General features: G+C 64.4%; 6 protein-coding genes. 4 read left to right on the top strand and 2 right to left on the bottom strand.

What is annotated here, in order from left to right; translation table 11 throughout:
* Positions 1 to 237 precede the first annotated feature (237 nt).
* Positions 238 to 1,689 (top strand): glycoside hydrolase 100 family protein, encoded by a 1,452-nt coding sequence (locus KBY93_RS13365; RefSeq protein WP_255094920.1) that lies wholly within the window; start codon positions 238 to 240, stop codon positions 1,687 to 1,689.
* A gap of 79 nt (positions 1,690 to 1,768) precedes the next feature.
* Here the strand turns inward: KBY93_RS13365 and petD are convergent, their stop codons facing one another.
* A complete protein-coding gene (gene petD / locus KBY93_RS13360) occupies positions 1,769 to 2,251 on the bottom strand; it encodes a cytochrome b6-f complex subunit IV (RefSeq protein ID WP_094555178.1) in 483 nt (160 codons plus the stop codon).
* A gap of 68 nt (positions 2,252 to 2,319) precedes the next feature.
* Positions 2,320 to 2,994 (bottom strand): cytochrome b6, encoded by a 675-nt coding sequence (gene petB, locus KBY93_RS13355; protein ID WP_006173475.1) that lies wholly within the window; start codon positions 2,992 to 2,994, stop codon positions 2,320 to 2,322.
* An 82-nt stretch (positions 2,995 to 3,076) separates the two neighbouring features.
* Between petB and ctpZ the strand changes: the two genes are divergently transcribed.
* Genes ctpZ through minC form a run of 3 tightly spaced genes read left to right on the top strand, consistent with a single transcriptional unit; the run spans position 3,077 to position 6,308 of the window.
* Positions 3,077 to 4,333 carry a carboxyl-terminal processing protease CtpZ gene (gene ctpZ / locus KBY93_RS13350; protein ID WP_255094919.1) on the top strand — a complete coding sequence of 419 codons (1,257 nt, stop codon included), beginning with the start codon at positions 3,077 to 3,079 and terminating at the stop codon, positions 4,331 to 4,333.
* Positions 4,330 to 5,601, top strand: a complete 1,272-nt coding sequence (locus KBY93_RS13345; protein ID WP_255094918.1) for an HD domain-containing protein — start codon at positions 4,330 to 4,332, stop codon at positions 5,599 to 5,601. Before ctpZ ends, KBY93_RS13345 begins: the two co-directional genes overlap by 4 nt.
* A gap of 23 nt (positions 5,602 to 5,624) precedes the next feature.
* On the top strand, positions 5,625 to 6,308 hold the full coding sequence (gene minC / locus KBY93_RS13340; RefSeq protein ID WP_255094917.1) for a septum site-determining protein MinC: 684 nt from the start codon (positions 5,625 to 5,627) through the stop codon (positions 6,306 to 6,308).
* The last annotated feature ends 13 nt before the right edge of the window (positions 6,309 to 6,321 follow it).

Raw genomic sequence — 6,321 nt, 5'->3', positions numbered from 1 at the left:
GCTCGCGGTGGTCTCCCGACCGCTTTGGAAACTTACAACACCGGCGGCGGGCTCTCGCCCTCACTTCAGTTGCAAGCCCTGCAGCGCTTGCCTTTCGGCTCACGCGCAGTCCAAAAACATACCACAGGTCTTGCCCCACTTCGGCAATCAAGCGAAGTACACCGCGCCGGACTACTCAGATCGATGTTCCTGTCTATGGTTTCGCTGGCACCGGCCCCGTTCGAGAGGAGTCCAGGCTTGGCGACACATTTCAGCCAGGAGAGGCTTCGCGTCAGGCCCAGCTCCCGGGAAGACGCTGTGGTGGCCAGCGCCCGCGAAAAGTTCGAGCGCACCCTGGTGTCGGTACAGGGCTCCCTGGTGGGATCAGTAGCCGCCCTGGAACATCCCCGCAGCCACGACGCCCTCAATTACGGCGAAGTGTTCCTGCGCGACAACGTGCCAGTGATGCTCCACCTGCTGCTGGAGGGTCGATTTGAAATTGTTCGTCACTTTCTGAGCGTCTGCCTCGACCTGCAGAGCAGCACATACCAGACCCGCGGCGTTTTCCCCACCAGCTTTGTCGAGGAGAACGGCCAGCTGCTGGCCGACTACGGCCAGCGCTCAATCGGACGGATCACCTCGGTGGACGCCAGCCTGTGGTGGCCGATCCTCTGTTGGTATTACGTCAAGCGTAGCCAGGACTGGGAGTTCGGGGCCAGCCAGAAGGTGCAGCGGGGGGTACAGCTGCTGCTCGATCTGGTGATGCATCCCAGCTTCGAGGGCACACCGGTGCTGTTCGTTCCGGACTGTTCCTTCATGATCGATCGTCCGATGGACGTGTGGGGAGCCCCCCTGGAGGTGGAGGTCCTCCTGTTCGGCTGCCTGCGCAGTTGCGGCCATCTGATGGAGATCGCGCGGCGTGACCGCAGCAGCCGCCTGCTGGAGCAGCGTCTGGAGCTCACCCGCCAGTGGATTCACGACCTCCGCTCCTTCCTGCTGAAGAACTACTGGGTCACCAGCAAGACGATGCAGGTGCTGCGCCGCCGCCCCACCGAGCAATACGGCGACCACCAGCACGAAAACGAATTCAACGTGCAGCCCCAGGTGATTCCCGACTGGCTCCAGGACTGGCTGGAGAACCGCGGCGGTTACCTGATCGGCAACATGCGCACAGGCCGTCCTGACTTCCGGTTCTACAGCCTGGGCAATTCCCTGGCCTGCCTGTTCGGACTGCTGACTGCACCGCAGCAGCGGGCCCTGTTCCGGCTGGTGCTGCACAACCGCAGCCACCTGATGGCACAGATGCCGATGCGGATCTGTCATCCCCCCATGGAGGCTGCTGAGTGGATGAACAAGACCGGCTCCGATCCCAAGAACTGGCCGTGGAGTTACCACAACGGTGGCCACTGGCCAAGCCTGCTCTGGTCTTTTGGTGGCGCCATCCTTCAGCACGAGCAACGCCACCCGCGGGCAGATGTGCTGCTGATGGGGCAGGCCAAGGCCATGCTCGAAGAGTGCTACTGGTCGCAGCTGAACCAGTTGCCGCGTCAGCAGTGGGCCGAGTACTTCGATGGACCAACCGGCACCTGGGTCGGGCAGCAATCCCGCACCTACCAGACTTGGACAATCGTGGGCTTCCTGCTGCTCCACCACCTGCTGCGGGTCAATCCAGCCGACGTGTCGTTGCTATCGATCGACGGAACGCCATAAAAAAGCCGCCGTGGGAAACGGCGGCAAACAATCGCGTCGGTAGAAGCTGATCAGAATTGCCTCAGACAGACGGTTGGAATCAGAACAGACCCAGGGTGAGGGACTTATCGATGGGCAGAGCAGCGCCGATGCCCAGATAGATGGTGAAGACCGTGCCAAAAAGGAAGGCAGCCATGGCCACGGGTCTGCGGAATGGGTTCTGGAATTTGTTGAAGCTCTCGATGAAGGGGATGAGCATCAAACCCAGGGGAACCATTGTCTGGAGGGCGATGCCCAGCAGCTTATTGGGGACTACCCGCAGAATCTGGAATACAGGGTATAGATACCACTCAGGCAGGATTTCCAGTGGGGTAGCAAAGGGATCAGCCTTGTCGCCGAGCATGGCTGGATCCAAGACCGCAAGGCCCACCACCAAAGCGATAGTGCCCAGGATCACCACAGGGAAGATGTAGAGGAGATCATTGGGCCAGGCGGGCTCTCCGTAGTAGTTGTGACCCATGCCCTTGGCGAGCTTGGCGCGGAGGCTGGGGTCGCTGAGGTCAGGCTTCTTGAGGATGTGCATCACGGGCACCAGGTTTGTGGTGAGAGAAGAGAGGAAGCTGAATCGATCGATTGCTGCTGGAACTCAGATCACAAAGGACCCGAGATGCCCTGCTTACGAATCATCAGGAAGTGCATGAGCATGAACACGGCCAGCAGCCAGGGCATCACGAAGGTGTGCAGGCTGTAGAAGCGAGTAAGCGTGGCCTGACCGACACTCTCACCACCGCGCAGAAGCTCGACCATGAAATCGCCAACCACCGGGACGGCCGCAGGCACACCAGAAACAATCTTGACGGCCCAGTAACCGACCTGATCCCAGGGGAGGGAATAGCCAGTTACACCGAAGGAGACGGTGATAACTGCCATCACCACGCCGGTGACCCAGGTGAGCTCGCGGGGACGCTTGAAGCCACCGGTGAGATACACACGGAAAACGTGAAGAATCAGCATGAGCACCATCATGCTGGCGCTCCAGCGATGCACCGAGCGGATCAGCCAGCCAAAGCTGACGTCGGTCATCAGGTACTGAACCGAGGAATAGGCCTCAGCCACCGTTGGCTTGTAATAAAAAGTCATTGCGAATCCAGTGGCGAACTGGATCAGAAAGCACACCAACGTGATACCGCCGAGGCAATAAAAAATATTGACATGGGGCGGCACATACTTTGAAGAGATGTCGTCCGCAATCGCCTGGAGTTCCAGGCGCTCCTCGAACCAGTCGAAAACTGGAGACGACTTGGCGGCGGGAGACGAGTTCGCCATGCAGTGCTGGGTTGGGGTTGCGAGAGTCTACCGATACCCGCGCTTCGGCCGTGATTGCCGTCCTGTTCCCGGCTTGCCAGCAATGAGCCCGCCCAAGCCCCACTCCAGCCCGCCCATCACCTGGCGGAGGACAACCGCCAATGGGCTGGCCCTGCTGCTCTGCCTGGGGCTGTGGTTGCAGCCCGGCCCTGCCCTGGCACTCAACGATGCCCAGCAGCTGGTGGTGGAGGCCTGGCGACTGGTGAACCAGAGCTACGTCGACCCCACACGTTTTGAAACTGTGCATTGGCGGCGGCTGCGCCAGAAGGCACTGGAGCAGCCGATTGAAACCAGTGCCCAGGCCTATGACGCCATCGCCGCCATGCTCGAGCCGATCGGCGATCCTTATACCCGTGTGCTGCGACCCGCCGACTACAAAGCCCTGCGGGCCACCACGGAGGGAAGCGTCAGTGGTGTCGGCCTGCAGCTCGGCCTGGGTCAGGACGGGCAAGGGATCGTGGTGATCGCGCCGCTGGATGGGTCACCAGCCGCTGAGGCCGGCATCAGCTCAGGCAGCGAGGTGCTGGAGGTGGAGGGAGAGCCATGCCGCCGCCTAGGGCTGGAGGCCACCGCCGCGCGCCTGAGGGGTCCGGCCGGCACCAGCGTGCAGTTGTTGATCAAGCCCCCCGCCCCCCTGAGTGAACCCAGGCAGGTGCTGCTCAGGCGTGAGCGTGTGGACCTGCAACCCGTGCGCTCCAGGGTGCTCAAGCGCGGGGGGCATCGCCTCGGCCTGTTGCGCATCACCCAGTTCAGCGAGCCGGTTCCCGCCGGGGTTCGTGAGGCCCTCCAGGGATTCGGCCAGGAGCAGGTTGAGGGGGTGATTCTCGATCTGCGCAATAACTCCGGCGGGCTGGTCGAGGGGGGAGTGGCTGTCGCCAATGCCTTCATCGCCGCCCAGCCGATCGTGGAGACAATGAACCGCGAGGGTTTGAGTGAGCGACGGCAGGCCGCGGCCGGACAGCTGTACAGCGGCCCGATGGTCACCCTGGTGAATGGGGGAACCGCCAGCGCCAGCGAAATTCTGGCTGGCGCGCTCCAGGACGACGACCGCTCGCCCCTGCTGGGCAGCCGCACCTTCGGCAAGGGTCTTATCCAGACGCTGATCAACCTGGGGGACGGCAGCGGTCTTGCCGTCACCGTGGCCCGCTACGTGACCCCCAGCGGCCGTGACATCCAGAACCAGGGCATCGCACCCGACCGGCTCCTGCCCCAGCCGGAGCCCCTCAATCCAGGCGGGGAGGACGACAACTGGCTGGAGCTGGCCGCCGATCAGCTCCTGCAGGAGCTCCCGAAGACATGAGCGGTCGCACTTACCACGATCCCCTGCACGGAGCGATCCGGCTGGAGCGCAGCCACCCGGCCGAAGGCCTGGCCATGGAGCTCATCGACACGGCCCCCTTCCAGCGACTGCGACGGATCCGCCAGCTGGGACCTGCGTTCCTCACCTTCCATGGCGCCGAGTCAAGCCGCTTCACCCATTCCCTGGGTGTGTTGCATCTGGCCCGACTTGCCCTGCACCAGCTGGAACGCCAGAGCCCACAGCTGGTGCAGGACCAGGGTGTGCTCTATGCCGCTGCCCTGCTCCATGACGTGGGCCACGCCCCGCTCAGTCACTCCGGTGAGGAGATGTATGGGCTGCGCCATGAAACCTGGTCGGCAAGGCTGGTGCGGGACCATCCAGCCCTGCGCGAGGCTCTCGAGCGCCATGCCCCCGGCAGCGCCGATGCCGTGGCCGACCTGCTGGAGCACGGTCATCACCGCCAGCCGGCACTGGCCTCCCTGGTGAGCGGCCAGCTCGACTGCGACCGGCTCGATTACCTGCTGCGGGACAGCCACAGCACGGGCACGAGCTATGGCCAGCTGGACCTGGAACGGATCCTGGGAGCCCTGACCGTGGCTCCCGACGGCAGCCTGGCGCTGCACCCGAAAGGACTGATGGCAGTCGAGCACTACCTGGTGGTGCGCAGCCTGATGTACCGCAGCCTTTACAACCACAGGCTCAATGTGGTCTGCAACTGGCTGCTGACCCAGACGATCCAGCTGGCCCGGCGCCTGGGGCCCGAAGGCGGAGTGGAAGCCGATGCGGTGATGGCGCTGTGGCTGTGGCGCCCTGAAAGCCTCGATCTGGAGACCTACCTGGCCAACGACGACCTGCGCACGGGTTACCACCTGAAGCGCTGGCGTGAGGCGGGGCCGCCCGACCTGCAGGAGCTCTGCGGACGCCTGCTGGACCGGCGCCTGCTCCGGGCAAGTGATGTCAGCCACCTGGAGGCCGGTGGACGGCTGGAGCTGCTGGCCCTGGCCCAGAGGCTCAGCGAGGCCGCCGGGCTGAGGCCCAGCCTGTGCTGCGCCCTTCAGCAGCGGCAGAACAGCGGCTATGACCCATATAAAGGTGGGTTGAGGCTCTGGGATGGGGAGTCGCTGGCGGCACTGGAGGACTGCTCCCCCCTGGTGGCCAGCCTGGTGAAGCCGGTGGAGCTGGCCTGGTTGATCCATCCCCCCGAGGTGAGTGAAGCCCTGCGGGAGCGGGCCCGTGCCCTGGGAAGCTCTCGCCGCCTCGCTGCCTAAGTTGGGCTCCTCCGCATGCGGCGATGGCTGCCGAGTTCGTGCCCGCCGCCCGCAGCGGTCTGTCCCACCAGTTGCTGCTGCCGGCGGCGGGTCCTGAGGCTGCCCCCCTGCCAAAGCAGGTGAGCCGGGGTCTCCATGGTGTGATCAGCTATGGGGAGCTGCTTCTCCAGAGTGGCGACTGGCTGCTCACGGTGGCCGACCTCCGCGGACTTGAGCGCCAGCTTGCCGCCCACCGGCTCGAGCTGGTGGGCGTGGAAGGCCGCCAGGCCCTCACCCTGGTGGCGGCGGCGGCCATCGGCCTCGCCACACACCTGCAGCAGAGCAGCGGCCCAGGGCCCAGTCCGGACTCCCACAACAGCCCGGATCTGGTGATCCAACGGGGCACCCTGCGCTCTGGCGACCATCTCCAGGTGGAGGGCACAGCTCTGGTGCTCGGGGACGTCAACCCGGGCGCCAGGGTCAGCGCCGGCGGACACGTTCTGGTTTGGGGCCGGCTGCGGGGTGTGGCCCATGCCGGCTGCCACGGTGATCCCAGTGCCAGGATCGTCGCCCTGCAGCTACGGCCCCTGCAGCTGCGCATCGCCGAAGTGATCGCCAGAGGACCGGAGGATTCACCCCCTCAGGGGTTCTGCGAACAGGCCCACCTCGTGGAAGGGATGATTCGCATCGATCCGGCCGAACCAGGCTGGCCGCCTTTCAGCGGTTGATCACCCCCTACCC

Origin of the sequence: Synechococcus sp. J7-Johnson (genome assembly GCF_024345795.1) — a bacterium.
GTDB lineage: Bacteria > Cyanobacteriota > Cyanobacteriia > PCC-6307 > Cyanobiaceae > Regnicoccus_A.
Note: the sequence above shows the minus strand (reverse complement) of the source record. Positions and strands in the feature narration are given on the sequence as shown.

What these genes read in the sequence shown, in the direction of transcription:
- petD (WP_094555178.1), bottom strand. Translation starts at nt 2,251, where the DNA reads ATGCACATCCTCAAGAAGCCTGACCTCAGCGACCCCAGCCTCCGCGCC.
- petB (WP_006173475.1), bottom strand. Translation starts at nt 2,994, where the DNA reads ATGGCGAACTCGTCTCCCGCCGCCAAGTCGTCTCCAGTTTTCGACTGG.
- minC (WP_255094917.1), top strand. Translation starts at nt 5,625, where the DNA reads ATGGCTGCCGAGTTCGTGCCCGCCGCCCGCAGCGGTCTGTCCCACCAG.
- KBY93_RS13345 (WP_255094918.1), top strand. Translation starts at nt 4,330, where the DNA reads ATGAGCGGTCGCACTTACCACGATCCCCTGCACGGAGCGATCCGGCTG.
- ctpZ (WP_255094919.1), top strand. Translation starts at nt 3,077, where the DNA reads ATGAGCCCGCCCAAGCCCCACTCCAGCCCGCCCATCACCTGGCGGAGG.